Origin of the sequence: Marinobacter sp. P4B1 (assembly GCF_001447135.1) — a bacterium.
GTDB classification, from domain to species: Bacteria; Pseudomonadota; Gammaproteobacteria; order Pseudomonadales; family Oleiphilaceae; genus Marinobacter; species Marinobacter vinifirmus.
This window is the reverse complement of the sequence record NZ_LLXM01000002.1, coordinates 156006-179810: the sequence shown is the minus strand read 5'-3', so window position 1 is coordinate 179810 and position 23805 is coordinate 156006. Positions and strand designations below refer to the sequence as shown.

Genomic DNA, 23805 nt, shown 5'->3' with positions numbered 1-23805 from the left:
TGAGTTAAGGGATCGGGCAGATCCCGGTTATTGAATTGCAAAGGCATCCGCCTCTACCGCCATAAAAGCACGGCCCAGCGAGCCGACCGGAGCGTAGAGGACTGAGCTTTGCGCTTCTTCCAGATCCGTAAAAAACAACGCCGCCCACTTTGTTATGTGGGCGTCAAAAAAAGCTTTCTGTGATGACACATCGCTGTCACAGGCGAATTCGCCGGTAATAATGCCCGCCATGATTTCACACAGGGTACCGATGTGATCTTCCGGTTCTTTAACGCCGTCGCTGACCTTGACTCCCCGGGCCATCAGGTCGGTACGCAGGTCTGCCAGCGGTTTCTCATTCAGGAAGCCGGTCAGGTAATAACTGGCATAGGGCAACAGCTCACCCCGGCCTACGCCAATGAACAGGTTATTGAACTCCTGCTCGGCGTCGACGGCCGTAGTACGTTGGGCAAGGGCAGCCAGGTTTTTGTAGGCGGAACCCAGGGGGGTGTCGTCACCCTGCAAGGACGCCAGCCCTTTAAGCAGCTCGTCCGAAGGCGGGCTGCTTAACAATACAGCCAGTAATTGGTAGATCTGGGCCCGGGCGCGGTCTTCGTCAGTGATCGAACGGGGGCATTGAAGTGCAGCGGTATCAGACAAGTCTTTTTCCTTCGGATTTTTGTACGACTTTCAGACAGTCATTTGTAAGTTATAGCCCTAACCTGTATCCGGTGCAATCATACTTCCGGCCGTCAGGATTCGAAACGCATCCTCGGCCTGTAGCGTGGCTCCCACTCTTCCTGGGTTTCGGAAGAAGCCGGCTCGGCCGGGAAAGGCTCTGCGGAAGGTATGACCGAGGTTTCGGGTGCCGGTTCATTGTCAGCGCTCACAGGTGGCGCCTGTTTCGGGGCAGGGGGAATCACGTTTGGAGAGCTCGCCTGGGGCTCGGTCTGAGTGTCGCCCTGTTCTTCACGGCGGGCGTTCTTATCGAACATGCCCTGTCCCACCTTATACAGGGTGTTTACGGTTTTGGTGGCGAGGGCGGCATCCGTGTAGTCTTCGTCGTAGTCATTCAGGCCGTCCAGCACCGCCAATACCGGGTTGGTTTTCCAGAGTGCCCGCAGGGCCTTGCGGCGCAGTAATTCCGGAATCTCTTTACGCATGAAGCCGGTGATGTCCGCACCCAGTTCAAGGGTGTCCGGATCGGGCAGATTATACTTTGCCAGCACCTCCTGCTCGGGCAGGGCTTCATTGAGAGCGAGCTCCTGTTCCTCGGGTGAAGGCTCGGGGTCATTGCTTTGGGGAGGAACAGGTTCGGCCGGTTTGCCAGCCTCGGCCTTTTTGCGCGCCCAGCGCTGAAGACGTGACTCAGCCATCATTGAACCCTCGGCTTCTTGATATTGGAAGGGGCGCGGTAAACGTCGCTTTCCTGACGAATCCGGGGGTCGCCCTTGCCGTCTTCGACGGTGTCGACAGCAACCTCATTGCGACGGCGTTTCTTGAAGGGCTCCTCGATGTAGTGCATATCGATAAATTCCTTGATCCAGGCCGCCAGGGACTCGGGAATCGGAACCGGTTCGACAATGCTTTCACCACTATCCAGGGAATCCAGCGCCTCATGGGCACTGGCGGTAACGGTGCTTACGACCCAGCCAGACGGGGACTGGCCGGTCTGGTCCTTGTCCATGACAATCCAGACTGAAGGCACGGCCATATTCAGGGAGACCAGGTAGCCCTCCACATCCGCGCGGAACAACTCCATGGTGACCGTGCCCGCGTGGTAATCGACCACTTCGCCCTCGCGAACCAGCTCTTTCCAGAACGCCTCCGGAGCGCCGGGTATCACCGCCACGGGCTTCCAGATGTCCTTCGCCCAGCGGGTTATCCCCGGGGTGCGGCGTACAACGGCCCCCACCTGTAACTCACGTTTCCAATGCTCGGTACGACTGCTCATGGGAATTCTCGTTTTGTTATAGCCCTAAGCTAGCAGGACACAAACAATTATCCAATTGTCCTTACGTAAAAGCCTGTGGCATGCTCGAAAGTCAGAATTAATCTGTATACGCAGAAAAACAACGAAAAGAGCCAAATTCCTGATGACGGCACACAAGACCCTACTGTTATGCACCTGTGACAAAACACAGAGCTTTGATCCGAAGGCACTGCAGGCGGCCGCGGCAGCCGAGCAGGTCATCGTGGTGGACCAGCTGTGCGGCACAGACATGAAAACCGCTGCGGAGCACCTGAGTGGCGCAAACGAAGTACTTATTGCCTGTGGCCAGCAGGCGGCTCTGTTCGAGCGCCTGGGCGAGGATATACAGGCGGAGATCCAGCATTCCGCGCCCCTGAGTACCCTCGATATCCGGGATCGCGCGGGATGGAGTGCGCCGCAGGCTAATCCGAAACGCCTCCATGCCAAGCAGGCAGCGCTGATGGCTGCGGCTCAGTTGCCGGCCCCCATGGCACCGGTGAAAACCATCCGTTCCAGCGGCGTATGCTGCGTTGTCGGCCCCACCGAGCAGGCCATACGCATGGCCGAACTGGTTCAGGATGAACTCGGTGTGACCTGTATCGTCAGTTATGCGGGGCCGGTACAACTGCCCTCGGCAGCCTATGACGTGGCGAAGGGCAAGCTGACCAGTGCCTATGGCGCACTGGGCAACTTCAAGCTGGAGTTCTCCGGCCTGCAGATGCTGAATCCCGCCGGCCGGGGCGAGCCCGGTTACGGCGAGGCGAAAGCCACCGCCCACAGTGAATGTGACATCTTTATCGACCTGCGCGGCATGGGTCCGGCATTCCCCAGCCACGAGAAACGTAATGGATACTTCTGGGCCGACCCGGCCAGGACCGGGGAGCTTGAGCGCATTGCCCTGAACGCAAGGGAGTTGGTGGGCGAGTTCGAGAAGACCGTGTACTTCCGGCTGGAAGAATCCCTGTGTGCCCATTCCCGGGCCAATCAGCCGGGTTGTACCCGTTGCCTGGACGTATGCTGCACCGAGGCCATTTTCTCTGCCGGTGACCATATCCAGATCGACTCGGATATCTGTGCCGGTTGCGGATCCTGCGCGGCGGTTTGCCCGACCTCTGCGATCACCATGAACGAGACCTCCTTTGAAGCCATCACACGAAACCTGGAGGTGATGGCCCGGATTTATCGCGAGCAATCTGGCGAGGCCCCGAGGCTGGTGTTTCACACCCTGGACGCCGGCGCTGAGGCGATTGCCTACCTGGCCCGTTACGACGATGGCCTGGCAGACGATCTGATCCCGCTCGGCCTGGAGCACATCGACCGGGTTGGCCATGCCGAAATCATGGCAGCCTTCGGTGCCGGTTACGCGGAAGTGCTGATCCTGCCGGACAACGAGATCGACCGCCGGGCGGTTGCAGCGGAAGTTGAGCTGGCCCAGGCCATGCTTACGGGCACCCGGAACTCTCCCAGCCGGGTTCGGGTTATCGAAGCCATCGAACTCTGCGCCGCCGGCGACAACGCCGGGCGGGTGAGTGAACCGGTACTGTTGGTGGGCGGGCGCCGTGATATCACCCGGGTAACGGCCAACGCGATGGCAGATAACATCGAAGCGCCGATTCCGCTGCCGGCCGGCGCACCCTATGGCGCCATCGAGATTGATTCCGACAAATGCACGCTCTGCCTGGCCTGTGTGTCGCTGTGCCCTACCGGGGCCCTGGGTGATCACCCTGATCGGCCAGAAGTACGCTTTACCGAAAACGCCTGCGTCCAGTGCGGCATCTGCGAGAGTACCTGCCCCGAGACGGCCATCACCCTGAAGCCCCAGCTGGACCTGTCGAAAGACGCGCTGAGCCCCCGGGCGTTACATGGCGAGGAACCCTTCGAGTGCATCCAGTGTGGTAAGCCGTTTGGTGTTGCCAGCACCATTAACCGGATTGTTGAAAAGCTGGAGAACCAGCACTGGATGTACACCAAATCTGATAATGTTCAGCTGATCAAAATGTGCGACGACTGCCGGGTCAAGGCCCAGTACCATGGCAACAACGCCCCCATGGCGGGCGGTGAGCGCCCCCGGGTTCGCACCAGTGACGACTATCGGGACAGCTGAACACTAAACGGGAAGTAACATGGTTCAATACACCGAAGTAGGAAAAGAAAACCTGATTGGCACCGACGCGCCGCGGCCACAGGACAAGAACCCGAGAGGCGTTGACCGGATTATTGCCATTGCCTCGGGCAAGGGCGGCGTGGGCAAGTCCACAGTGGCGTCGAACCTGGCGGTTGCGCTGGCCTCGAAGGGCCTGAAAGTAGGGCTGCTGGATGCCGACGTATACGGCCCCAGCCAGCCCCGCATGCTAGGTGTTTCAGGCCGCCCGTCCAGCCCCGATGGCCACACTATCCTGCCGCTGCGCAATCACGGCGTAACCCTGATGTCTCTGGGTTTGATGGCTCCGGAAGACGAAGCCATTGTCTGGCGTGGCCCCATGCTGATGGGCGCCCTGCAACAGATGATGAACCAGGTGGAGTGGGGCCGGCTGGACGTTCTGCTGGTGGACCTGCCCCCGGGGACCGGTGACGTGCAGATGACTCTGAGCCAGAAATTCGTTGTGGCCGGTGCCGTGGTGGTCTCCACGCCCCAGGACATCGCCCTGATGGATGCACGCAAGGGCATCGACATGTTCCAGCGCATGGGTGTGCCGCTGTTCGGTTTGATCGAGAACATGGCATCGTTTATCTGTGACGGTTGCGGCAAAGAGCACCACCCGTTCGGGCACGGCGGTGCCCGGGCCGAGGCTGAAAAACTTGGCGCGCCTTTCCTGGGAGAGATTCCGCTGGACCTGGATATCCGGCTGGGTTCGGACGGCGGTGTGCCGATCGTGGTCTCCAAGCCCGAGAGCCCACAGGCAAAAGCCTTCCAGCGCACTGCCGATGAAATCATCGCCTCTGACGTCTACGCCCGGGCCATCCGATGATGCAGTCACCCCAGTTTCCGCCGTTGCTCACGGGCGAAGCGGTGCCCAGACACATGGATCCGTTTGCCAAGGCGGTCAGCCGGGCCATTGCCGGGGTTGATTCGGGTACGGTGTTCTACTCGGAGGCCCCCGACACCCTGCATGCGGCCCTGGTGCTGGCACCGGAAACGTCTTTGGAAGAAGCCATCCAGGCAGTCTACGTGGCCCAGGTTGGCCTGGCCGAGAGCCTCGGCGCCCTGGCCCCACCGGAAGTGCCGGTACATTTCCAGTGGCCCGATCGCATCAAGGTGAACGGTGCTGTCTGCGGCAGCGTCCGCTTTGCGGCGGACGTATCCGATCCGAAAGCCTTCCCTAACTGGCTGGTGATTGGCATTGATGTGCCCTTTACCCCGGCAGTCGGTGAGCCGGGTGCCAACCCGAATGAAACCTGCCTGCACGAAGAAGGCTGTGTGGATATCATGCCCATGGCGCTGCTGGAAAGCTGGTCCAAGCACACCCTGTTATGGCTGACCTACTTCCTGGACAGCGGGTTCGAGCGGGTACACAACGAATGGCGGCCCCGCTGCGACACCCTGGGCAAAACGATCGAGTATCCAAAACCCGGGCTGTTTGTTGGACTGGATGAAAAAGGCCGGATGCTGCTGCGTGAGGGTGTGATGACCGAAACAGTGAGCTTGATTGAATTCGCGGAGCATGTATGAAGCTGGCACGAACCCTGAGGCTGGACGTATCCGATGAAAATGTTTTTGAAAACCCCGCCCCCAGTGGTGAGTGGGCCATTTCCGGCGGCTTCGAGTTTTCCAACTGGACCGAAGCAGACCTGAAGGGCAAGGCCCGCCAGGCCTTCAGCAACGGCTGGTACAGCATCGAGTCTGGTGGCCGGGCCAGTTTTGTGGGGGTGTGCAACATCACCGAAGCGGAACTGGAGCAGTTACGCCGGACCCTGGCGCAAACCTTTGTCGAGATATACGGCGCGCCGGATATTGATGCGGCCTACCCCGTGGCCTGCGAAGAAATCGACCAGATGCGCACCATGTGCGAGGACTTCGAAGACAATACCCTGCTGATGGTCAGCCGCCGGCTGACCGATCTGGGCGTGGAGGAAACCTACCGCTCCCGGGCCCCGCAGGATGCGTCGCTGGAGGCCTTTGCGGTGCACGGCAGCGTCGATTGATTACAGACCGAAGCTGCCGTAGGGAATGAACTTTACCGGGGTGCCCGGTTCGATCTGCCGGGCGCTTTCGTCCAGCTCGACCATGCCCTCAGACCAGGCCAGGCCGGTGACCCGCCCGGAGCCTTCGGAACCGAATACCTCAACTTTTCCATCGCGAACACGGGCGCGCAACATCTCGCTGCGCCCCGGTTTCTTGTTCTTGGAAAAGTTGGCCGGCACGAGATAACCCTGGGGCTCAAACCATTCCGCACCGGCCATCAAGGCCATGGCGGGCGCTCCAAAGCGCAATGCACAAACCCAGGCGGCAACCGGGTTGCCCGGCAGGCCCACCACGGGTGTGCCCTTGAACATGGCCAGTGCAAGGGGGCGGCCCGGCTTGATGGCAATGCGCCAGTTGCTGATCTCGCCATGGGCTTTCAGGGTTTTCGACACGTGGTCTTCATCCCCCGCAGAAACACCGCCGCTGGTGAGGATCAGGTCGCACTGCTCCGCGCCACGCTCCAGCGCCTCTTTCACGGCTTCAGGCCGGTCCAGCACATGGCCTAGGTCGACCAGTTCATAGCCCAGCTGCGTGATCATTGAGCTCAGCATCGGGCGGTTGGCATCGTAGATCTGCCAGTCAGTGACCGGAGCGCCAACGGGCTTTACTTCATCGCCGGTTGACAGCACGCCAACCCTCAGGCGCTGGTAAACGTCAACGGATTCCACGCCCACGCTGGCGAGTACGGAAATCTGGGTGGGCGTCAGGCGGGTACCGGCGTTTAGAATCCGGTCCTGCACCTGGATATCCTCTCCGGCCAGGCGCCGGTTGGCGCCTGCCTTCAGTGTGCCGTTCAGGTGCAACTGGCCATTGATGACTTCGCAGTCTTCTTCCAGCACTACCGTGTCTGTGCCTGCCGGCATGACTGCGCCGGTGAGGATGCGGATGGCATGGCCTGCGGGAACCTGTTCCCTATAGGGTTCACCGGCGGCGCTGCGGCCGTCTACCAGCGGCAGTGCGCAAGGCGCTTCGGTCAGGGGGCCGGCAAACGCATAGCCATCAACCGCGGAATTGTTGCTGGGCGGATGGGCTCGGGGAGCAAACACGTCGGTGGCCAGTATGCAGCCGTTCAGCTGCGAGAGAGGAACGCCGTGCTCCACCCCTACCACCGGGTGTAAACGGGATCGCAAACGCTCCAGTGCCTCGTCTACCGGCGTCCAGTTCACGCCGGGAGGCAGGGCAAAGCAGTCGTTACGAAGCGGTTTTACGGTGCTTTCTTGATTGGCGCTGCTGTTCATGACGGTTCACGCTTCAGGATAAAGTCAGCGATTCCGGAGACATCGTTGATGTCGAAAACCGGGCCTTGGAAGTCCGCAGCATAGTCTGCCACGACGGCAACAATGCTGGAGTTCTCGTGATACAGGGCGGCGCGGGTGCTGTCCTTTCGGTGCACCTCGATTTTGGGGTGAGAGTGGGTTTTGAAACCCTCTACCACAACCCAATCGCAGGGGCCCAGCCGGGTTAGCAACTCGTCCAGCGTCGGCTCCCTGGCACCCCGGAGTTCATGCATGATGGCAAAGCGCTGGCCGCCTGCCAGGATGACCTCCTGTGCGCCGGCCTCCCGGTGTTTGTAGCTGTCGGTTCCCGGTTGGTCCACATCCACCAGGTGATGGGCGTGCTTGATCGAGCTGACGTTCAGGCCCCGGGCGGATAATTCACGAATCACTGCGCTGGCCAGGGTGGTCTTGCCCGAATTTTTCCAGCCTACGATGCCGATCACATTCATTTCAGGTGCTGCTCCGCCCAGGCCAGGTCTTCCGGTGTATTGATGTTGAAAAAGTCGACCTCATCGAACATTACCAGCGACTCACCATGGGCCAGTGTCCACTGGCGGATTTTGCGCACGCCGTCGTTCAGGGCAGCCCTCAGGTCGTTTCGCAGCGAAACATCCCAGCGGCCAAAGGTTGGCTGGGGGATCCGGCCACGTTCCGGGTCCGGAGTTGCCGCCAGTACCACTGGAGCGTCGACGCCGGACAGGCGTTCGACCAGGTCGAGGGGGAATGACGGCGTGTCTGCCGCCACGCTGAACAGCCAGTCATGGCCCTGTTCAGCGGCCCAGTCCATACCTGCCAGAATACCAGCCAGGGGCCCGGCGTAATCCGGTATGGAGTCGGCAACTACGGGCAAGCCCAGATCATCGAAGCGGCCCAGGTCGCCGTTGGCATTTAGCACCACGGCGTCTACCTGCGGCGTAATTCGGCCGATAACCCGCTGAATAAGGGACTGATCGCCCAGCATCAACCGGCCTTTATCAACACCGCCCATGCGGTTGGCCTGGCCGCCGGCCAGGATGACGGCGCACTTACTCATGTTCAGCCCCTTTTCGACGCATTTTTTTGTCTTCATCCGGCACCTGTGACAGGTCCTGGTCGAACACCAGTCGGTTCTGGCCACTGAGGCAGGTGAACTTCTTGCCTCGCATCCGCCCGATCAGGGTCAGCCCGACCTGCCGGGCAATATCCACGCCCCAGGCGGTGAAGCCGGACCGGCTGATCAACGTCGGAATGCCCATCAAGGAAGTCTTGATCACCATCTCGGATGTCAGGCGGCCGGTTGTATAGAGTACCTTGTCAGCTGCCGTAATGCCGTTGATATACATCCAGCCTGCGATCTTGTCGACGGCATTATGGCGGCCCACGTCTTCCATATAGGCCAGGATGTTCCGGCCCTGGCACAGCGCGGTGCCATGGATGGCGCCGGTTTCCATGTACAGGCTGGGGGTGTGGTTAATCTGGTAAGAAAGGTCGTAGAAGGTGCTGGTGTGCACCGGGGTATCAGGCAGTGCCAGGCCTTCAAGGCCGGCCATCATATCGCCGAACACGGTGCCAACGGCGCAGCCGGAGGTGCGGGTTTTCTTCTCCAGCTTGTCTTCGACATCTGTGGTGCCGGCGGTGCGAACCACGGCCACTTCCAGTTCTTCGTCGTAATCGATGCCGGTAACCTGGTCGGTTGCTTTCAGCATGCCCTGATTGAGCAAAAAGCCAAGAGCGAGGTATTCCGGGTGATCGCCGATGGTCATGGCCGTAACGATCTCCTGACTGTTCAGGTAGATGGTCAGGGGGCGTTCTTCGATAACACTGAGGGACTTCGGTTGACCGGTTTCGTCAACGCCCTCGACTGAACGGGACAGCCGGGGGTCGTGAGGATCTGGAAGCAGGGGTTCAATCGTCATTTTGCTCTGGCCGTCTTATGGAGGCTGCAGAACGCAGCCTCTACATAGATTGCCAGAGATTAGCCTATTTGGCGTTCGGGAAAAACAGCTGTTCTCCATTCACCTTGAAGTCGGCAATGGCTTGCTGGCCGTCTTCTGAAATCAACCAGTTGTGCCACTTGGTGGCCAGGTCGTGCTTGAGGTGAGGGTGCTTTTCTTCAGACAGCAACAGGCTGCCATACTGGTTGAACAGCACATCGTCGCCTTCAAAGACCAGGGTGAGATTCTGGTGGTTGCCGAAGGCTACCCAGGTTGCCCGGTCTGACATGACATAGGCATCCATGGCCGCTGCGGTATTCAGGGTTGGCCCCATGCCGCTGCCCAGTTCACGGTACCAGTCGCCGCCGGGCTCAACCCCGGCATTTTCCCAGAGGCGCAGTTCAGCGCGGTTGGTGCCGCTATCGTCGCCCCGTGACGTGAAGGGTGCCTCGGCATTGGCAATGGCTGCGAAGGCTTCCGCTGCCGTTTTTGCGCTGCGGACGTCAGCAGGATCACTCTCCGGGCCAATCAGCACGAAATCGTTATACATGACATCGGCGCGCTCAGTGGCGTAGCCGTTTTCGACAAACCGCTTCTCGCCGGCCGTGTCATGCACCAGAAGGCTGTCGGCATCGCCCCGGCGGGCAAGTTCAAACGCCTGGCCGGTGCCCACGGCCACCACCCGTACCGCAATACCGGAGGCTTCTTCAAACTTGGGCAAAATGGAGTCGAACAGCCCCGAATTCTCGGTGGAAGTTGTCGAGGCCAGGGTAATGTAATCCTCGGCATGGGCGCTGAGTGCCAGGCCCATGGCCGTCACACCGGCAAGTACCAGGTTCAGGGTTTTTTTCATTTTGTTTTCTCCGTTCGTGGGTAAGGGCATCTTTCGGAACAACTATTCGACCAGTTCGCCGGCCACAAATGCCTGAGCCTGCGGGGAAGCGGGCTGGTTGAAAAAGGTTTCGGCAGGAGTGTGCTCGCGCAGCTTTCCGCCCGATAAAAACAACACATCGCCGGCAAGGCGCCGGGCCTGGTGGATATCGTGGGTGGTCATCACGATGCGGGTTCCCCGCTGGTGAAAATCACGGACGGCGGTCTCTACCGCCTTGATGGCTGCCGGATCAAGCGCAGAAGTGGGTTCATCCAGAAACAGAACCTGGGGCGAAAGTGCCCAGGCTCGGGCCAGCGTCAGGCGCTGCTGCTGGCCGCCGGAGAGCAACCGGGCCGGTGTCTTTGCGCAGGAGGCCAGGCCAAAGCGTTCGAGGGCGCCAAGCGCGAGCTTGCCGCGTTCCCGCCGGGGAACATTATTCACGGCCAGAGCGTGGATGAGGTTTGCCACTGCGGAGCGGCGCAACAGCACCGGTTGCTGGAATACCATGGCCTGGCGCGGGGGTGTTCCGCCGGACCACGAGACCTTCCCCTGACTGGGCGAAAGCAATCCGTGGGCCAACCGCAGGAGCAGGCTTTTTCCGGCTCCGTTAGGCCCCATCACCAGGGTGGGGCCAATGCCGTCCAGGGTGAAGGAGCAGGGCCCCAGCAGCACCTTGTCTTCATGGCTGAAGGCCACGCCCTCAAACCGCAGTGCCGGCGGAGGGGCAATGGTTAAGGAAACCCGATGTGAGGCGCTCAATGAGGTCATCCTGTCCGCCTCCGGGTCAGTTCACCGACCATGTAGGCGCCGGCGTTAATCAGCATCACCAGCGTCAGCAGCACAATGCCAAGTCCAAGTGCCAGCGGCAGGTTGCCCTTGCCGGTTTCCAGTACGATAGCGGTGGTCATTACCCGGGTAACCCCATCAATGTTGCCGCCCACCATCATTACCGCGCCGACTTCCGCACTGGCCCGGCCAAAGCCGGCCAGCAGCACGGTTAGCAGGGCAAACCGGGCATCCCACAATAACGTGGGCATCATGCGAGCCCGTGACATGCCCAGAGAAACAAACTGCTCCCGGTACTCGCCCAGCATCTCTTCGACCTTCTGGCGCGAAAGGGCGGCCAGGATGGGTAACACCAGCACTACCTGGGCAATGACCATGGCCCCCGGCGTAAACAGAAACCCCAGTTCGCCCAGCGGGCCGGCGCGGGAAAGCAGTAAATAAACCATCAGCCCTGCAACCACCGGTGGTAACCCCATCAGGGCGTTGAGCATGACAATGACCCCGCCACGCCCGGGGAAGCGCCAAAGCGCGACCGCTGCGCCAAGGGGAAAGCCCAGCACAGCGGCGATCAGGACTGCCAGTAGCGATACCTGTAGCGACAGCATCACAATCTGGAACAGTGCTGCATCCAGGTTGAACAGTAGCGAGAGTGCTACATAGAACGCATTGTTTTCCAAAGCTGCGTCTCCTTATTATTTGAGCATCGTGGCGTTTCTAACTACGCTTTGCACAGCCTGCTGAAATATATGCAGTCAAAAACAGCAGTATGCTTTGCCGGACAGCAGGAGAAAGCAATGTCCCTTCCCACCTACCTCACCACCGCAGAGGCGGCCGAGTATCTGCGCCTGAAGGAGCGCAAAATCTACGACCTGGTCAGTCAGGGCGTTATTCCCTGTGTGCGGGTGACCGGAAAACTGCTGTTTCCGCGCCAGCGTATTGATCTGTGGTTAATGAACCACCTGGAGGGGGACGACGCTGTCAGCGCGCCCACGCCGCCGGTTCTGGCCGGTAGTCAGGATCCGCTGCTGGAGTGGGCCGTGAAGGAAAGCGGAGCGGAACTGGCGTTGTTGTGCCAGGGCAGTGGTGATGGTGTGCAGCGGTTGATTAACGGGCGGGCGCTGCTTGCTGGTATGCATATCTGGCATGCCGAAAGCCAGCGGTACAACGACCCGGCTACACTGGGGCTGGGCGGGATGCGTGACCTGGTGCTGATCCGGTGGGCGAAACGCCAGCAGGGCCTTCTCCTTGCTGCCGATAATCCCCATAAACTTGCACGGTTGGAAGATATCGCCCGCCCCGGTATTCGGGTTGCCCACCGCCAGCCCGATGCCGGTGTCAGCCATTTGTTGCAGAGCCTGCTTGCCCGCCATCGAATCGATGCAGAGCAACTTGGCTGGGCCTCGCACCCGTCACTCAGTGAGGATGATCTTGCGTTAGCCATCCGGCAGGGTGAGGCGGATATCGGCATTGGCATTGAAGCGGCGGCACGCCGGCAGGGGCTGGCGTTTATTCCGCTGCAACAGGAACATTTCGACCTGGCCATGCGCCGTCGCCACTATTTTGAGCCGGCCATGCAGCAGTTGCTCGCCTTTGCCGGCAGTGAGCGTTTTGCACAACGGGCTGATGCACTGGGTGGCTATGATATCCGTGAATTGGGGCGAGTGGTTTATAACGCCTGACGAGTTGCCAGGTTAGAGAGACGGGTGGAACAGGAGCCAGCATGCTTACAACCCGAAAAGATTGGGTAAGAGAGGTCAGCGGCGCGCTGGGCGATATCGGCACGCTGTTGCCCCTGAGCCTTGGCGCGATTGCGGTTGCCGGGCTTGCGCCGGTGCCTGTGCTGCTGGGTTTTGCGGTGTTTTACATTGCGACCGGGTTATATTATCGCCTGCCGATCCCGGTACAGCCGATGAAAGCGGTTGCCGCATTACTGCTGACCACCCAGGTAAGCCACGAAAGCCTGGTGGCCAGTGGTATTCTGATCGGTGCCATCATGTTGCTGTTAGGGGTGAGCGGATGGATCAACCGGGTGGCTCGGCGGGTTCCGGGATCGATACTGAGCGGCCTTCAGCTGGGGCTGGGGCTCTTGCTGGCTGGCATGAGCCTGGGTTTGATGGCGACGTCCTGGCTGGCGGGTCTGGCCACGTTGCTGGTGCTGGTCTTTATTCTGTGGCGGTTACCTGCCTGGCCGGCAACGCTGATCGGGTTGGCGGTGTCTTTGGCCGTTGGCGCAGTAACAGGGTCGCCGGGGCTTTCGCTGGCGATGCCGGAGTCAGTTGCATTCCACTGGCCCGAGCTGCCGGGCCTGAGTGACTGGCAGCAAGGGTTTTCGGTATTGGCGTTGCCGCAGTTGGCCCTGACATTAACCAACGCCATCCTGCTAACCGCATTACTGGCGGGAGACTATTTTGGAGAACAGGCTCATCGGGCTTCGCCGGCGCGCCTGTCGATAAGCACCGGCCTGGCCAACCTCTGCCTGGTGCCCTTCGGTGCCTTGCCTATGTGCCACGGAGCCGGGGGGCTGGCGGCACACTATCGTTTCGGTGCCAGAACCGGTATGGCGCCCGTCTTGCTGGGAGCAGGGCTGTTGCTGGTGGCTTTGTTGCCGGGGGGCCTTTCGGTGATTGCTGCCATTCCAGCGGCGGGCCTTGGAGCCTTGTTGCTGGTTGCTGCTGTAGAGCTGGCGTCGTCCAAACGTCTGTGGACAGCCAGGCCGTCATGCTGGCCCGTGATAGGCGTAACCGCGCTGGTCACAGTATGGGCTGACCCGGTGTTCGGGCTTCTTGCGGGGATGATCGCGGAAGTGCTTCGGGCGGCCTGGGTGCGCCGGCATAAGATTGCCTAGCGTACTGGCCACCCGCTGCACAGGACATACCGGGAGGCTGCTCGGATGTGCCCAGGATATCAGTGGCTGGTAGATACCCGAGCCGTCATGCCATGGAAACGCGCTTTAATGTTTTTTACCAGTTGGCTGAACTGCTCTTTGATGTACTGGTTGCGGTATTCGGTCGCCAGGGCGATATAGTGGTCGACTTCTGCCTGGGTAACGATGTTGCTGTCTTGCTGTTTCATAATGGTGCCTCCTGAGGGCAACTGGCAATTTGTATGGTGCTTATGCTACGAGCTTCCAGGCCGATCAAAAAGCGATAAATTCTAAGCGCAATGCTGAGAAAAATTCACGATAAGGGTTTGCCCCTATGCGTCGACTTCCACCTTTAAATGCCTTGAAGATGTTCGAGGCGTCAGCAAGAAACCTAAGTTTTTCAGGGGCTTCGGAGGAATTGTTCGTTACCCCTTCAGCGGTCAGTCACCAGGTTAAAACGCTTGAGAATTTTTTAGGCGTAGAGCTGTTCCATCGGAGCAACCGAAAAGTGACTCTGACCCCTCAGGGGGAGCAGTACCTGACGTCTGTAAAGCACGCATTCGATGAGATCGAAATGGCGACGCAACGGCTCTCTGTGACCCAGGGTGCCAGCGTGGTTCAGATCAGCGTAGCCCCCAATTTCCTCATCCGGTGGTTGATGCCGCGGATGTCCCGGTTTCGTGCGTTATTTCCGGATGTCGAATTGCAGATCAATGCGTCTATGGGGTTGCTGGATTTCAATCGAACCAGCACAGACATGGCGGTCTACTACGGGAATGGCGAGTGGGACGACATTGAAGTGGAGTTTCTGCGCAAAGTGATGCTGGTGCCCGTGTGCGGCCCTGGCCTCTTGCAGACCGGGCCACCGCTTGAGAAGCCCGCAGACCTGGCCAATCACACGTTAATCTACGTGAGCAAGCGAACCTGGGAGTGGGATAACTGGCTGAAGAAGGCCGGGGTTGAATTTATTACCCCCAAAGGCTCCATGCAGTTGTCCAGCAGCCAGCTGACTACTGCCGCAGCCCAGGAGAATCTCGGCGTGGCCCTGGCAGACCAGACCCTGATCTCCCGGGAAATCGAATCCGGCAAACTGGTGGTGCCTTTTGATATCCCGCTCGATACCAAAAAAGCGTTCTACCTGGTTTACCGCAAACACCGGCCGCTCACCAAAGGCATGGAGGCATTCAGGAACTGGTTGATGGATGAGTTGCAGGAGTAGTTGGTTATTGCAGTAAGGATCGTAAGGGTGCCTGAATATCAGGGCACTGTCAGGGCACCATTTGGGCACAAGCCAAAAAAAAGGACCTGCGCTTTCACGCAAGTCCTTGATATTCATGGCGCGCCCGAGAGGATTCGAACCTCTGACCTCTGCCTCCGGAGGGCAGCGCTCTATCCAGCTGAGCTACGGGCGCATTCGAAACCGCGAATTACTCTTCAATTTCGAGTGCGCAATCTTACGTGCGCAGGGGGCGTCTGTCCAGCCCCAGAGCTCAACTCATCCCTCAGATTTTCGGCATTTTCTGTTCGGGAGTAATGCTCACCAGATTGCTGTCGTTGCTGAAGGTCACTTCGCCGTCCTGTACGGATACCTGAAAGGTCATGGAGCGCTCTGCCAGGGCGGCCAGTTGGCTGGTCTGTTCGGCGGCCAGGTCGACAATGGTCAGGTTGCCAAATCGCTCCAGCTTGTTATGGTGCTTGTCCCACCACACAGGCACGCCGCGCCCGCCGTAGGTGTACAGGATCACCCTTTGTGAGCGGTTGCAGGCTTTGCGAATGCGGTCTTCTTCCGGGAGCCCCAGATCAATCCAGAGCTCGATTTCATCGCTCAGGGATTTCTGCCACAGCTCCGGTTCGTCGTCGGTGCTCAGGCCTTTGGTAAGCTCCAGGGTGTCGCTGGCGTTCAGCGCGAAGGCCAACAGGCGTATCATCATGCGTTCATCGGTCTCTGACGGGTGGCGTGCCACGGTCAGGTGGTGGTCGGCATAATAGTGCCTGTCCATATTGGCAATATGGAGCGTGGCTTTGAAGATGGTGGCTTTCAGTGCCATTGAGCGTCCTGTGGTTTTGGTGGGCAGGGCATTAGTGTAAAGCAATTTCAGCGAGGCGGTGCATAGCGGCATGGTGTTGTTGCGGGGTTTTCTGGTTCTGGTGGTGTTCTTCCTGCTGGGTGAGGCGCTGCGGGTGCTGGCGGGTTTGCCGGTCAGTGGCGGGGTGCTGGGGATGGTGATGGCCACCTTTACCCTGATGGTGCGTGGCCGGGTCAGTGATGAGCTGGCAGAGGCCAGTCGTGGCCTGATTTCGGTGCTGGTACTGCTCATTACACCGGGGGTGGTGGGCGTATTTTTTATTGTCGACCAGTTTTACGGCCACTGGACAACAGTTATTGTCGCCCTGATTGCCGGTACGCTGCTGAGTGTACTGACCACCTTGTGGCTGATGAAGAAGGTGTCGGAGAGCAGTGCAGGGGAGAATAGCCATGAATAATGCCTTTGCTGAACTGCTCACGGTCTGGACAGCAGGCCCTATGCTTTCCATTGCGCTAACGCTGGCGGCGTTCCTGGCGGCGAACTGGCTGTTTGCCCGCTTCCGTCGCCCGTTGTGGATGCCGCCAGTGCTGATTGCTGCGCTGTTGCTGGCGGCCGTGGTGGCCCTCAGCGGCATCGGCTTTGAAGAGTACGAACAGGGCGCCCGCTGGCTCACGGTGTTGCTGGGCCCGGCCACCGTGGCGCTTGGGGTGCCCCTGTATCAGCAAATGCACCATATTCGTGCGCTCTGGAAACCCATCCTGGTCACCTTGCCCCTGGCGGCCACCCTGGCGGCGGTCTATGCCCTGGGGATCGCCTGGTTGATGGGGGCATCACCCCTGGTGTTGTCTTCCCTGGCGCCGAAGTCGGTGACGGCACCCATAGCCATGGGTATTGCCGAGCAGCTGGGTGGCTCTGTGTCGCTCACCCTGGGCGGCTTGCTGATTACCGGCGTACTGGCCTCGGTGTTTGTAGACTGGTGTGCCCGCTGGCTCAACATCAAGGACGACCGGATTATCGGTTTCGCACTGGGCCTGAATGGCCATGCCATTGGTACCGCCCGGGCGTTTGAAATCAGCCCTACAGCCGGTGCTTTTTCGTCTCTCGGTATGGGGCTGACGGGGGTGTTTACGGCTTTGTTCCTGCCGTTTACCTTTCCGTTCTAAGGCTGCTGCTTTTTGGGTCATTCACCATACGAATAGGCCCATGTCGCAATTTCGATTGCCGTACGGGTTTTCCGAGACTAGCTTGTTGTGCAGGCAATCGGCGCCGTCCTGCGTCGATGTTCCGTGAAAATTCCTAAAACAGCGACGGAAAACGCGATGAAAAAATTACTGGCAGCTTTTGTGGGCTCCATGGCCCTGGCGTCTGCGCCCCTGGCCCTGGCAGCCGATGCAACCAAAGAACTGAAAATGGCGTACGACGCCGACCCGGTCACCCTCGATATTCATGAGCAGTTGTCTGGCGGCATTCTTCAGTTGTCCCACATGACCTTTGATCCGCTGCTGCGCTGGACCAAAGACCTGGGTTTCGAACCACGCCTGGCAGAAAGCTGGGAGCGGGTGGACGACAAGACCATGCGCTTCAAACTGCGTGAAGGTGTGAAATTCCATTCCGGTAACGAACTGACCACGGCCGATGTGCAGTTCACCTTTGAGCGACTGAAGGAAAGCCAGGACTTCAAGGCCATTTTCAAGCCGTTCAGCGCCATCAAGGTGATCGACGATTACACCTTCGAGCTGGTCACCAGCGAGCCTTACCCCCTGCTGCTGAACACCGCCACCTATATCTTCCCGCTGGACAGTGAGTTCTATTCCGGCCAGACCGAAGATGGCAAAGATAAAGGCGCCATCCTCAAGCACGGCAACTCCTTCGCTTCCGAGAACCTGTCCGGCACCGGACCTTACACGGTGACCGATCGCAAGCAGGGCGTGCGTGTTGAGTTCGAACGTTTTGACGACTACTGGGATACCGAATCTCCGGGCAACGTGGGCAAGATCGTGCTGACTCCGATCAAGGAAAACGCCACCCGGGTATCCGCCCTGCTGTCTGGCGGTGTCGACTTCATCGCTCCGGTTCCGCCCAATGACCTGGACCGCATCAAGCGCGACCGCAACAGCGAACTGGTGACCATGAGCGGCACCCGTATCATCCTGTTCCATATGAACCAGGAGCGGGTTGAAGCCTTCAAGAACCCGAAAGTGCGCCAGGCCATCGCCTACGCCATCAACCAGGAAGGCATCGCGGCCAAGATCATGAAAGGCTTTGCGACCCCGGCTGCACAGATGTCCCCGGCGGGTTACCAGGGCCACAACGAGAACCTGAAGCCTCGCTTCGATGTTGAGAAAGCCAAGCAACTGATGAAAGAAGCTGGCTATGAAGACGGCTTCACCATCACCATGATGTCGCCCAACAACCGCTACGTGAACGACGACAAGATCGCGCAGGCCGCGGCTGCCATGCTGGCGCGCATCAACATCAAGGTGGATCTGAAAACCCTGCCGAAAGCGCAGTACTGGCCGGAGTATGACAACCGTGCCGCCGATATGATGTTGATCGGCTGGCACGCAGACACCGAGGATTCCGCCAACTTCTACGAATTCCTCACCTTCTGTCCGGATGCCGACAGCGGTTCTGGCCAGTACAACGCCGGCAACTACTGCAACCCGGAAATTGATGCGCTGGTAGAGAAGGCCAACGTGGAGACCGACCTGGACAAGCGTGCCGCCATGCTGCAGGAAGTGGAGCAGCGTCTGTATGACGACGCAGCATTCGTTCCGCTGCACTGGCAGGATCTGGCCTGGGCCTCCCGCAAGGGCGTGAACATCGAGCCGGTGCTCAATGTCATGAACTTCCCCTACCTGGGCGATCTGGTTATCGAATAAGGGGTGTGTGCTCCCTCATACCCAACCTCTCTCCCCATGCGGGAGAGAGGCTTTCAAGTATTCATCAACGGTAAATCCTTCATGCTAGCGTTTTTGGTTCAGCGGACATCCCAGGCGCTGCTGGTTATGTTTGTGATCAGCATCATCGCCTTTGCCATTCAGGATGGCCTCGGGGACCCGCTTCAGGAAATGGTGGGCATGTCCGTCTCTGCCGAGGAGCGGGAAGCCATTCGTGAGGAGTTGGGGCTGAACGACCCCTTCCTGGTCCAGTACCTGCGGTTTGCGGGTAATGCCATACAGGGCGACCTGGGCAATTCCTATTTTTACAGCAAGCCGGCGCTGGAAGTGATTGCCGAACATCTTCCCGCCACCCTGGAGCTGGTGATCGGCGCCAGTCTGATCATCATCTTTCTGTCGGTACCCATTGGCGTGTATGCCGCCATCCGGCCCCAGGCCTGGCTGTCCAAATTCTTCATGGGCGTGAGTACGGTCGGTATTTCCATACCGGTGTTTCTCACGGCCATTGTTCTGATTCAGTTGTTCTCCATTGGTGTGACGGTCAACTGGTTTCCGGCCGATACCGGTTGGGGCCAGTGGCTCAACGATTTCTTTACCACCGAGGGTGGGCTGCCGTCCTATGGCCGGGGTGATGACCTGGTGCACCTGTTCGGTACCTGGGAATCCGGCCTGTTTACCAGCGAAGGCCTGGCCCATCTGGTGCTGCCCTGCGTGTCGCTGGCGTCCATTATGTTGCCGCTGTTTATCCGCCTGATCCGGGCCGAGATGATGGAGGTTCTGCAAAGCGATTACATCCGCTATGCCCGGGCCAAGGGTTTGAGTGCGGGCCGTATCAATTTCCTGCATGCCCTGAAGAACACCATGCTGCCGGTGATTACTGTGGGTGGCGTACAGATCGGCATTATGGTGGCCTACACCATCCTGACCGAGACGGTGTTTCAGTGGCCGGGCCTGGGTCTGATGTTCCTGGAGGCCATCACTCGCAGCGATATTCCCCTGATTGTGGCTTACCTGATGGTGGTGGGCCTGATTTTCGTGGTGACCAATACCCTCGTGGATCTGATCTACGGCCTGGTGAATCCCACCGTCAAACTGACAGGTAAGAAAGCATGACAACGGCAACGGTTTCCCGCTGGGACCGCTTCCGCGAGTCCTTCTTCTGGTACAGCTTCAAGCGCGACAAGGTGGCCATTGTCAGCTTTGCCGTGCTGCTGCTGATGGTGCTGGCGGCGGTGTTTGCGCCGCTGCTGGCGCCCGCCGATCCCTACGATCTGGCGCAGATCAACATCATGAACTCCGAGCTGCCCCCGGTGGGCATGAGCGGTGCTGATCCGGCATTCCCCCTGGGCACCGACGCCCAGGGCCGGGATCTGCTCTCGACCATCCTCTATGGCACCCGGGTATCCCTGATGATCGGCTTTGGCGCCGTGATTCTGCAGGCGTTCCTGGGCATCCTGTTCGGCCTGCTGGCCGGCTACCTGGGCGGCAAGGTGGATGCCATCCTGATGCGCATCGCCGACGTGCAGCTGTCGTTCTCCACCCTGATGGTGGCGATCATTGTCGGTGCCGTGTTCAAGGCCAGCTTCGGCAACCTGATGTTCGGTGAGATCGCCATCTACATGCTGATTTTCATCATCGGTGTCGCCGAGTGGCCCCAGATCGCCCGTACCGTGCGAGCCTCGGTGCTGGCGGAAAAGAAGAAAGAGTATGTGGACGCGGCCAAGGTGATGGGCTTCGGCACCCGCCGGATCATGTTCCGGCACATCCTGCCCAATACCCTGTCGCCGATCTTCGTCATTGCCACGGTGCAGATTGCCAATGCCATTATTTCCGAGGCGGCGCTGTCGTTCCTCGGTCTGGGCATGCCGGAAACCCAGCCCTCCCTCGGCTCGCTGATCAAATCCGGCTTCGATTACATCCAGAGCGGCTCCTGGTGGATCACCCTGATCCCGGGCCTGGTGCTGGTGGTGCTCGTGCTGGTCATCAACCTGTTGGGTGACTGGTTGCGGGATGTAATGAACCCACGGCTGTACAAGGGGTAACACCATGGCACTGTTGGAAGTACAGAATCTGGATGTGCGCTTCGCGGTGCGCGGCGGTGACCTGACCGCCCTGCGGGGCATCAGCTTCAGCCTGGACAAGGGCGAGCGGCTGGGCCTGGTCGGGGAGTCCGGCGCCGGTAAATCGGTGGCGGCCTTCTCCATCCTCAACCTGATTGCCAAGCCTGGCTATATCGCCGGCGGGCAGATCCTGTTCGAAGGCAAAGATCTGGCGGCCATGAGCGAGCGCGAGTTGCGCAAGATCCGTGGCAACCGTATCGCCATGATCTTTCAGGACCCGATGATGACCCTCAATCCGGTACTGACCATCGGTACCCAGATGGTGGAGGCCATCCTGGCGCATCGGAACATCAGTAAGAAGGAAGCTCGGGCGATTGCCCTGGACCGGCTGCAGAAGGTGCAGATTCCGTCGCCCGAGAAGCGCCTGGACCAGTATCCCCATGAGCTGTCCGGTGGCATGCGCCAGCGGGTGATCATTGCCATCGCCCTGCTGCTGGACCCGGAGATCATCATTGCCGATGAGCCCACCACCGCCCTGGATGTGACCATCCAGGCGGAGATCATGGATCTGCTGCTGAACCTGTGCGAGCAGGAGAACGTGGCGCTGATGCTGATCACCCATGACCTCGGCGTGGTCTCCCAGGTGACCCAGCGCATGCTGGTCATGTACTCGGGGCGCATCATCGAACAGGGGCCGACCCGGGAAATCATCAACGATGCCCAGCACCCCTACACCCAGGGGCTGATCAACGCGCTGCCCCAGATGGGTGAGCCCGGGTCACGGCTGTTCCAGATTCCCGGCTCCATGCCGTCCCTTAAGAATGTGCCCACTGGTTGCCCGTTCCATCCCCGTTGCAACTTCGCCACCGAGCAGTGCAAGCAGGCGATGCCGGAGTATGTGCGCTCGGGCAATGTGGATGTGGCCTGTTACGAAGTCGCCAACCTGATTGAGCAGGAGAAACGCATGCAGGAGGCCGAATCATGACCTCCCCCCTGGTAAGTATTCGCGCCCTGGAGAAGCGCTTTGATCTGTCCGGCAGCCTGCTGGAGCAGATCACCTTTGAGGGCGGCCGCTTCCGCCGCAAACAGGAAGCCGTGCACGCCATCAATGGCGTCGATCTGGAAGTGCAGAAGGGTGAGGCCCTGTGCGTGGTGGGCGAATCCGGCTGTGGCAAGTCCACCGTGGCCCGCACGGTGATGGGGCTGATTTCCCCCAGCGCCGGGGAGATCCACTACGACGGTCAACGCATCGATAACCTGGACGGCAAGGCGGCACTGCCATACCGGCGCAAGATGCAGATGATTTTCCAGAATCCCTATGCGTCTCTGAACCCGCGCATGACCATCCAGCAGACCCTGGAAGAACCGATCCGCTTCCACCATCCGGACTGGTCACAAACTCAGGTGCGGGACAAGATCCACGAGGTCATGCACTCGGTGGGGATCGATCCGGACTGGGGCAGCCGCTTCGGCCACGAGTTCTCCGGCGGTCAGCGCCAGCGCATCGCCATTGCCCGGGCACTGGCGGTAGACCCGGAGTTCATCGTCGCGGATGAGCCGATCTCCGCCCTGGACGTGTCCATCCAGGCCCAGGTGCTGAACCTGTTGATGGACGCCCAGGAAAGCCGGGGGCTGACTTACCTGTTCATCACCCACGACCTGGCGGTGGTGGAGCATTTCGGCACACGGGTAGCGGTAATGTATCTCGGCCGGGTGTGTGAGCTGGCGGACACCAAAACCCTGTTTGCTACGCCCCGGCACCCTTACACCCAGGCCTTGCTGTCGGCCATCCCGAAGCTGGAAGACGACCGGCCCAACCACATTCGCCTGCAGGGTGAGGTGCCCACACCGGTGAACCTGCCTTCGGGGTGCGTGTTCCATGGCCGCTGCCCGTATGCCAACGAGCGTTGCCGGCAGGAGATCCCGCAGCTGATTGCCACCGACGGTGGTGCCCAGGTGGCCTGCCATGCTGTAGAGGAAGGGCGTTTGTAACAGCCGGGTACGGTTGGGCTATCATGCCTGCTGAACTGCACGGGTTGTCACCTTTGCCGAACCTCAGGGGATTTCATGGAAATACGCTGGCTGGAAGACTTCCTGGCGCTTGCCCGCACGCGCCACTTCTCGCGTGCTGCCGAACAGCAGCACGTGAGCCAGCCTACGTTCAGCCGGCGCATCAGGCTGCTGGAAGAGTCCATGGGCACCACCCTGATTAACCGGCAGACCCTGCCACTGTCACTGACCCCGGCCGGGGAAGTGTTCCAGGAACTGTGCGAACGCATCACCCGGGATGTGCGGGACACCCGCGACCGGATCGCCGCCCTGGATGCGGAAGCGTCTGCCCGCATCAGCGTGGGCTCCACCCAGGGACTGTTCTCCCACTTCTATCAGGGCTGGGCGATGGAAATGGGCATTGCTGAACGCCTGCAGCTGAACCTGACCGCCACCAACTGGGTAGGTGAGCAGTTCCTGGATGCCCTTGAAAGTGGCGAGTGTGACCTGGTGCTGTGCTACTGGCACCCGGACCTTGCCTGGGGCGATCGCCTGGCCGGTGACAAGTTCCACTGGCAGACCATTGGTAAAGAGGCACTGGTACCGGTAAGTATCGCGAACGAGCAGGGCGAACCCCGTTACCAGTTGCCCGGCAGTGCGGAACAGCCTGTGCCGCTGATTGCCTATCACAGCCGCGGATTCCTGCAGTCGGCCATCGAAGGCCACATACAGCGCCATAAACTGGCGGCCAACCTGCTGCCCCTGAACGAAAACACCCAGTCGGCCAGCATAAAGGCCCTGGTAAAACAGGGCTTTGGCATGGGCTGGTTGCCCCGGCGGATGACCGAGAAAAGCGAGCAGTTCGGCCGCCTGGTGCGGGCCGGCGATGAGTACTGGGACGTGCCGCTGGAAATCCGCCTGATCCGCCTGCGGGACGCCCGCTCTGACGACATACTGAATCTCTGGAAACAACTGGAAACCTGAT

Annotated in this window: 27 protein-coding genes and 1 tRNA gene; 15 read left to right on the top strand and 13 right to left on the bottom strand. The window is 59.8% G+C overall.

Annotated features, from left to right (window positions below; translation table 11 throughout):
* Positions 1-27 precede the first annotated feature (27 nt).
* The 3 genes from AQ621_RS01705 to AQ621_RS01695 all read right to left on the bottom strand — a co-directional run bounded on the left by AQ621_RS01705 (position 28) and on the right by AQ621_RS01695 (position 1933).
* Positions 28-639 carry a TorD/DmsD family molecular chaperone gene (locus tag AQ621_RS01705; RefSeq protein ID WP_058339999.1) on the bottom strand — a complete coding sequence of 204 codons (612 nt, stop codon included), beginning with the start codon at positions 637-639 and terminating at the stop codon, positions 28-30.
* 92 nt (positions 640-731) lie between these two features.
* Positions 732-1355: a DUF3306 domain-containing protein gene (locus tag AQ621_RS01700; RefSeq protein ID WP_058340021.1), complete on the bottom strand. Its 624-nt coding sequence runs from the start codon at positions 1353-1355 to the stop codon at positions 732-734.
* Complete coding sequence (locus tag AQ621_RS01695) at positions 1355-1933, bottom strand: DUF3305 domain-containing protein (protein ID WP_058339998.1); 579 nt, start codon at positions 1931-1933, stop codon at positions 1355-1357. Before AQ621_RS01695 ends, AQ621_RS01700 begins: the two co-directional genes overlap by 1 nt.
* A 142-nt stretch (positions 1934-2075) precedes the next feature.
* On the opposite strand from AQ621_RS01695, the gene AQ621_RS01690 reads away from it, so the two are divergent.
* From AQ621_RS01690 to AQ621_RS01675, 4 genes are read left to right on the top strand one after another with little or no spacing between them, the layout of a single operon-like run.
* A complete protein-coding gene (locus AQ621_RS01690; protein WP_058339997.1) occupies positions 2076-4055 on the top strand; it encodes a 4Fe-4S binding protein in 1980 nt (659 codons plus the stop codon).
* Between the two features lie 19 nt (positions 4056-4074).
* Entirely contained in the window at positions 4075-4920 is an 846-nt protein-coding gene (locus AQ621_RS01685) for an Mrp/NBP35 family ATP-binding protein (protein WP_082640833.1), read from the top strand.
* Positions 4917-5621 (top strand): biotin/lipoate--protein ligase family protein, encoded by a 705-nt coding sequence (locus tag AQ621_RS01680; protein ID WP_058339996.1) that lies wholly within the window; start codon positions 4917-4919, stop codon positions 5619-5621. The genes AQ621_RS01685 and AQ621_RS01680 overlap by 4 nt, the downstream gene beginning before the upstream one ends.
* A complete protein-coding gene (locus AQ621_RS01675) occupies positions 5618-6094 on the top strand; it encodes a DUF6505 family protein (protein ID WP_022989813.1) in 477 nt (158 codons plus the stop codon). Before AQ621_RS01680 ends, AQ621_RS01675 begins: the two co-directional genes overlap by 4 nt.
* Here AQ621_RS01675 and glp read toward each other — a convergent pair whose 3' ends face one another.
* The 7 genes from glp to AQ621_RS01640 all read right to left on the bottom strand — a co-directional run bounded on the left by glp (position 6095) and on the right by AQ621_RS01640 (position 11658).
* Positions 6095-7372, bottom strand: a complete 1278-nt coding sequence (glp, locus tag AQ621_RS01670) for a molybdopterin-binding protein (protein WP_058339995.1) — start codon at positions 7370-7372, stop codon at positions 6095-6097.
* Positions 7369-7860, bottom strand: a complete 492-nt coding sequence (gene mobB / locus AQ621_RS01665) for a molybdopterin-guanine dinucleotide biosynthesis protein B (RefSeq protein WP_022989811.1) — start codon at positions 7858-7860, stop codon at positions 7369-7371. Before mobB ends, glp begins: the two co-directional genes overlap by 4 nt.
* Positions 7857-8444 carry a molybdenum cofactor guanylyltransferase MobA gene (gene mobA, locus AQ621_RS01660; protein WP_058339994.1) on the bottom strand — a complete coding sequence of 196 codons (588 nt, stop codon included), beginning with the start codon at positions 8442-8444 and terminating at the stop codon, positions 7857-7859. The genes mobB and mobA overlap by 4 nt, the downstream gene beginning before the upstream one ends.
* A complete protein-coding gene (locus AQ621_RS01655) occupies positions 8437-9306 on the bottom strand; it encodes a formate dehydrogenase accessory sulfurtransferase FdhD (protein WP_058339993.1) in 870 nt (289 codons plus the stop codon). The genes mobA and AQ621_RS01655 overlap by 8 nt, the downstream gene beginning before the upstream one ends.
* A gap of 64 nt (positions 9307-9370) precedes the next feature.
* Positions 9371-10177: an ABC transporter substrate-binding protein gene (locus AQ621_RS01650; protein WP_058339992.1), complete on the bottom strand. Its 807-nt coding sequence runs from the start codon at positions 10175-10177 to the stop codon at positions 9371-9373.
* A gap of 42 nt (positions 10178-10219) precedes the next feature.
* Positions 10220-10963, bottom strand: coding sequence for an ATP-binding cassette domain-containing protein (locus AQ621_RS01645; protein ID WP_058339991.1), 744 nt, complete (start codon positions 10961-10963; stop codon positions 10220-10222).
* Positions 10960-11658: an ABC transporter permease gene (locus AQ621_RS01640; RefSeq protein ID WP_058339990.1), complete on the bottom strand. Its 699-nt coding sequence runs from the start codon at positions 11656-11658 to the stop codon at positions 10960-10962. Before AQ621_RS01640 ends, AQ621_RS01645 begins: the two co-directional genes overlap by 4 nt.
* Positions 11659-11775: 117 nt before the next feature.
* Between AQ621_RS01640 and AQ621_RS01635 the strand changes: the two genes are divergently transcribed.
* Positions 11776-12660 (top strand): helix-turn-helix transcriptional regulator, encoded by an 885-nt coding sequence (locus tag AQ621_RS01635; RefSeq protein ID WP_022989805.1) that lies wholly within the window; start codon positions 11776-11778, stop codon positions 12658-12660.
* 41 nt (positions 12661-12701) lie between these two features.
* A complete protein-coding gene (locus AQ621_RS01630) occupies positions 12702-13826 on the top strand; it encodes a molybdate transporter family protein (protein WP_058339989.1) in 1125 nt (374 codons plus the stop codon).
* A gap of 59 nt (positions 13827-13885) precedes the next feature.
* Here AQ621_RS01630 and AQ621_RS17620 read toward each other — a convergent pair whose 3' ends face one another.
* Positions 13886-14053, bottom strand: a complete 168-nt coding sequence (locus tag AQ621_RS17620) for an RSP_7527 family protein (RefSeq protein WP_158499519.1) — start codon at positions 14051-14053, stop codon at positions 13886-13888.
* Positions 14054-14178: 125 nt separating this feature from the next.
* On the opposite strand from AQ621_RS17620, the gene gcvA reads away from it, so the two are divergent.
* Positions 14179-15063 (top strand): transcriptional regulator GcvA, encoded by an 885-nt coding sequence (gcvA, locus tag AQ621_RS01625; RefSeq protein WP_058339988.1) that lies wholly within the window; start codon positions 14179-14181, stop codon positions 15061-15063.
* A 116-nt stretch (positions 15064-15179) separates the two neighbouring features.
* On the opposite strand, the gene AQ621_RS01620 is transcribed toward gcvA, so the two are convergent.
* Both AQ621_RS01620 and AQ621_RS01615 read right to left on the bottom strand, forming a co-directional pair.
* Positions 15180-15256 (bottom strand) — tRNA-Arg (locus AQ621_RS01620).
* Between the two features lie 90 nt (positions 15257-15346).
* On the bottom strand, positions 15347-15892 hold the full coding sequence (locus AQ621_RS01615) for a YaeQ family protein (RefSeq protein WP_058339987.1): 546 nt from the start codon (positions 15890-15892) through the stop codon (positions 15347-15349).
* A 70-nt stretch (positions 15893-15962) separates the two neighbouring features.
* Between AQ621_RS01615 and AQ621_RS01610 the strand changes: the two genes are divergently transcribed.
* The 8 genes from AQ621_RS01610 to AQ621_RS01575 all read left to right on the top strand — a co-directional run bounded on the left by AQ621_RS01610 (position 15963) and on the right by AQ621_RS01575 (position 23804).
* Positions 15963-16328 (top strand): CidA/LrgA family protein, encoded by a 366-nt coding sequence (locus AQ621_RS01610; RefSeq protein ID WP_058339986.1) that lies wholly within the window; start codon positions 15963-15965, stop codon positions 16326-16328.
* Complete coding sequence (locus tag AQ621_RS01605) at positions 16321-17034, top strand: LrgB family protein (protein WP_058339985.1); 714 nt, start codon at positions 16321-16323, stop codon at positions 17032-17034. Before AQ621_RS01610 ends, AQ621_RS01605 begins: the two co-directional genes overlap by 8 nt.
* A gap of 156 nt (positions 17035-17190) precedes the next feature.
* Positions 17191-18753, top strand: a complete 1563-nt coding sequence (locus AQ621_RS01600; RefSeq protein WP_058339984.1) for an ABC transporter substrate-binding protein — start codon at positions 17191-17193, stop codon at positions 18751-18753.
* A gap of 81 nt (positions 18754-18834) precedes the next feature.
* The gene (locus tag AQ621_RS01595) at positions 18835-19884 is read left to right on the top strand and encodes an ABC transporter permease (RefSeq protein WP_058340020.1); all 1050 of its coding nucleotides are present in this window, start codon (positions 18835-18837) and stop codon (positions 19882-19884) included.
* Positions 19881-20813 (top strand): ABC transporter permease, encoded by a 933-nt coding sequence (locus tag AQ621_RS01590; RefSeq protein WP_058339983.1) that lies wholly within the window; start codon positions 19881-19883, stop codon positions 20811-20813. Before AQ621_RS01595 ends, AQ621_RS01590 begins: the two co-directional genes overlap by 4 nt.
* A 4-nt stretch (positions 20814-20817) precedes the next feature.
* Positions 20818-21816: an ABC transporter ATP-binding protein gene (locus AQ621_RS01585; RefSeq protein ID WP_058339982.1), complete on the top strand. Its 999-nt coding sequence runs from the start codon at positions 20818-20820 to the stop codon at positions 21814-21816.
* On the top strand, positions 21813-22823 hold the full coding sequence (locus tag AQ621_RS01580; RefSeq protein WP_058339981.1) for an ABC transporter ATP-binding protein: 1011 nt from the start codon (positions 21813-21815) through the stop codon (positions 22821-22823). The genes AQ621_RS01585 and AQ621_RS01580 overlap by 4 nt, the downstream gene beginning before the upstream one ends.
* 75 nt (positions 22824-22898) lie before the next feature.
* Positions 22899-23804 carry a LysR family transcriptional regulator gene (locus AQ621_RS01575; RefSeq protein WP_058339980.1) on the top strand — a complete coding sequence of 302 codons (906 nt, stop codon included), beginning with the start codon at positions 22899-22901 and terminating at the stop codon, positions 23802-23804.
* The last annotated feature ends 1 nt before the right edge of the window (position 23805 follow it).

Coding starts and splice junctions, on each gene's coding strand:
- AQ621_RS01700 (WP_058340021.1), bottom strand. CDS start 1,355: ATGGCTGAGTCACGTCTTCAGCGCTGGGCGCGCAAAAAGGCCGAGGCT.
- AQ621_RS01695 (WP_058339998.1), bottom strand. CDS start 1,933: ATGAGCAGTCGTACCGAGCATTGGAAACGTGAGTTACAGGTGGGGGCC.
- AQ621_RS01690 (WP_058339997.1), top strand. CDS start 2,076: ATGACGGCACACAAGACCCTACTGTTATGCACCTGTGACAAAACACAG.
- AQ621_RS01685 (WP_082640833.1), top strand. CDS start 4,075: ATGGTTCAATACACCGAAGTAGGAAAAGAAAACCTGATTGGCACCGAC.
- AQ621_RS01680 (WP_058339996.1), top strand. CDS start 4,917: ATGATGCAGTCACCCCAGTTTCCGCCGTTGCTCACGGGCGAAGCGGTG.
- AQ621_RS01675 (WP_022989813.1), top strand. CDS start 5,618: ATGAAGCTGGCACGAACCCTGAGGCTGGACGTATCCGATGAAAATGTT.
- glp (WP_058339995.1), bottom strand. CDS start 7,372: ATGAACAGCAGCGCCAATCAAGAAAGCACCGTAAAACCGCTTCGTAAC.
- mobB (WP_022989811.1), bottom strand. CDS start 7,860: ATGAATGTGATCGGCATCGTAGGCTGGAAAAATTCGGGCAAGACCACC.
- mobA (WP_058339994.1), bottom strand. CDS start 8,444: ATGAGTAAGTGCGCCGTCATCCTGGCCGGCGGCCAGGCCAACCGCATG.
- AQ621_RS01655 (WP_058339993.1), bottom strand. CDS start 9,306: ATGACGATTGAACCCCTGCTTCCAGATCCTCACGACCCCCGGCTGTCC.
- AQ621_RS01650 (WP_058339992.1), bottom strand. CDS start 10,177: ATGAAAAAAACCCTGAACCTGGTACTTGCCGGTGTGACGGCCATGGGC.
- AQ621_RS01645 (WP_058339991.1), bottom strand. CDS start 10,963: ATGACCTCATTGAGCGCCTCACATCGGGTTTCCTTAACCATTGCCCCT.
- AQ621_RS01635 (WP_022989805.1), top strand. CDS start 11,776: ATGTCCCTTCCCACCTACCTCACCACCGCAGAGGCGGCCGAGTATCTG.
- AQ621_RS01630 (WP_058339989.1), top strand. CDS start 12,702: ATGCTTACAACCCGAAAAGATTGGGTAAGAGAGGTCAGCGGCGCGCTG.
- AQ621_RS17620 (WP_158499519.1), bottom strand. CDS start 14,053: ATGAAACAGCAAGACAGCAACATCGTTACCCAGGCAGAAGTCGACCAC.
- gcvA (WP_058339988.1), top strand. CDS start 14,179: ATGCGTCGACTTCCACCTTTAAATGCCTTGAAGATGTTCGAGGCGTCA.
- AQ621_RS01615 (WP_058339987.1), bottom strand. CDS start 15,892: ATGGCACTGAAAGCCACCATCTTCAAAGCCACGCTCCATATTGCCAAT.
- AQ621_RS01610 (WP_058339986.1), top strand. CDS start 15,963: ATGGTGTTGTTGCGGGGTTTTCTGGTTCTGGTGGTGTTCTTCCTGCTG.
- AQ621_RS01605 (WP_058339985.1), top strand. CDS start 16,321: ATGAATAATGCCTTTGCTGAACTGCTCACGGTCTGGACAGCAGGCCCT.
- AQ621_RS01600 (WP_058339984.1), top strand. CDS start 17,191: ATGAAAAAATTACTGGCAGCTTTTGTGGGCTCCATGGCCCTGGCGTCT.
- AQ621_RS01595 (WP_058340020.1), top strand. CDS start 18,835: ATGCTAGCGTTTTTGGTTCAGCGGACATCCCAGGCGCTGCTGGTTATG.
- AQ621_RS01590 (WP_058339983.1), top strand. CDS start 19,881: ATGACAACGGCAACGGTTTCCCGCTGGGACCGCTTCCGCGAGTCCTTC.
- AQ621_RS01585 (WP_058339982.1), top strand. CDS start 20,818: ATGGCACTGTTGGAAGTACAGAATCTGGATGTGCGCTTCGCGGTGCGC.
- AQ621_RS01580 (WP_058339981.1), top strand. CDS start 21,813: ATGACCTCCCCCCTGGTAAGTATTCGCGCCCTGGAGAAGCGCTTTGAT.
- AQ621_RS01575 (WP_058339980.1), top strand. CDS start 22,899: ATGGAAATACGCTGGCTGGAAGACTTCCTGGCGCTTGCCCGCACGCGC.